This window comes from Bacillus sp. C30 (assembly GCF_040838255.1).
Taxonomy (GTDB): domain Bacteria; phylum Bacillota; class Bacilli; order Bacillales; family Bacillaceae_G; genus Bacillus_A; species Bacillus_A mycoides.
This window is the reverse complement of the sequence record NZ_JBFPJH010000493.1, coordinates 1-1,959: the sequence shown is the minus strand read 5'-3', so window position 1 is coordinate 1,959 and position 1,959 is coordinate 1. Positions and strand designations below refer to the sequence as shown.

The 1,959-nt window shown below is 34.4% G+C and carries 3 protein-coding genes; all 3 read left to right on the top strand.

The window, feature by feature from the left end; translation table 11 throughout:
* Positions 1-66: 66 nt before the first annotated feature.
* A complete protein-coding gene (locus tag AB3X49_RS22130; RefSeq protein WP_002013369.1) occupies positions 67-1,032 on the top strand; it encodes a nucleoside hydrolase in 966 nt (321 codons plus the stop codon).
* A gap of 124 nt (positions 1,033-1,156) precedes the next feature.
* Positions 1,157-1,399, top strand: a complete 243-nt coding sequence (locus tag AB3X49_RS22125) for a GlsB/YeaQ/YmgE family stress response membrane protein (RefSeq protein ID WP_002013368.1) — start codon at positions 1,157-1,159, stop codon at positions 1,397-1,399.
* Positions 1,400-1,491: 92 nt separating this feature from the next.
* Positions 1,492-1,887, top strand: coding sequence for a hypothetical protein (locus tag AB3X49_RS22120; RefSeq protein WP_002084959.1), 396 nt, complete (start codon positions 1,492-1,494; stop codon positions 1,885-1,887).
* Positions 1,888-1,959 lie beyond the last annotated feature (72 nt).

Sequence of the window (1,959 nt, the reverse complement as noted above, 5' to 3'; positions counted from 1 at the left end):
AATTATCTCTGTTTCACCGCCTTGTCTTTTTCGCATAATAATAATAGTAGATTATGCTGGAGAGGGGTGAGGAAAGTTAATAAAAAAATAATCTTTTTCGGAGATTTTGGTATTGATGATGCAGTAACGTTAATTTATGCGAATAAAACATGCAAATTAGATATTATCGGTATCGTTGCAGAGTATGGAAATGTATCAAGAGAAATTGTTACGGAAAATGTTTATTTTTTAGAAAGATACTATGCTACAAAAGTGAAGATTATTGAAGGTGCCAGTAGACCAATGACAGCTGAAGAACCTTTGTTTTTCCCTGAAATTCATGGGGATCACGGTTTAGGTCCAATTATTCCACCGAAAATGAGAATTTGTGACAGAGAAAATTTTTGTGAATTGATTAAATTAATTGAGCCTTGTCCAGAAGATATTATTATAGTGGCGACGGGACGATTAACAACACTTGCAACATTATTTTTATTGTACCCCAATTTAATGAATCGAGTATGTTCTTATTATATAATGGGCGGTGCTTTTCTATTTCCGGGAAACGTTACACCTGTATCAGAAGCTAATTTTTACGGCGATCCAATTGCCGCGAATATCGTTATGAAATATGCGCAGAATGCTACAATATATCCGTTAAATGTAACGCAGCGTGCTCTTATTACCCCTGAAATGGTCGATATTATTGATAAAGAAGGAACAGGGCAGGCGAAACTCATAAAGCCAATGATCGATTTTTATTACGAGAACTTTTACAAAAAAGAATATCCAGGTATTGCTGGGAGTCCGATTCACGATTTACTTCCGTTCATTTCATTTATAAATGATGATATTTTTGAATATAAAAAATCAGCAGTTTGGATTAGTACGACGAATGATGTAACGAGAGGTCAAAGTGTTGCAGATTTTAGAAAAATAGCTGAGCCAACGACGTTTGATAATCGTCCTATACAAAAAATTGCCGTTGAATTTAATTATCAAGCGTTTAAAGACGAATTTATGAGAACAATATTGAAGCCAGATTGTCCTTAAAAGGGTGAGCAGATTTGAATGATTTTCATAAGACGAATAACTTACGAAAAATGTAACATAACTAATGGTAAGCAATTGTTTCTGATTATAATTTTTATTGGTCAATTATAAAGGAGGAAATGATATGATTTGGTCTTTAATCGTTGGTGGTATATTAGGATGGTTTGCAAGTTTAATTACTGGGAAGGATGTACCTGGTGGTGTAATCGGTAATATTATTGCAGGTATTGTCGGTTCTTGGCTTGGTACAGCGTTACTTGGTAAATTCGGACCTGTTATAGGCGGATATGCGATTGTTCCGGCTTTAATAGGCGCCATTGTTTTGATTTTCATCGTAAGCTTTATATTCCGTGCAATGCGGAAATGAATACAGGGGACTGTTTACATTTGTAAGCAGTCCCTTTGTATTATGTTGTCTAATCTGTTATGCTACTGTTATACAATCAGGAGGTGTCAGCATTGAAATCATTTACAGTAAATTTTCATCAAGAGGATAATGCAAAGGCAACAACAGTACATAAATTAAGTGAAGAGGACTTCGAGAAAGCAACAGAAAAAGGTACTCGTCATCTATTTGATTTAGATACAAACGTTGGTTTCTTCGTATTCTTTGATGCTGAAGATACAGAAGGAAACGAGCAATACTTAATGTTACAATATGAAGGAGATCATGAAGAACCAAGTGCTTGCTACGGATTTGATTTGAAATTGTTCTATCAATTTTTAGCACTATACTTAAATGATCTTGAATTCCAAGGTGAGACAAATGAAGAAGAGGAAGAAAATGGTCCAATTCATCATTTAGCGCACTTACTTTACCATATCGTTGAAGACGGTAAATCTATCGAAGTGTAAAAATACATATTTGAAGCTGTCCTTTAATAGGGCAGCTTTTTTAATTATATAAATAGGTAATCTTAGTAGGTG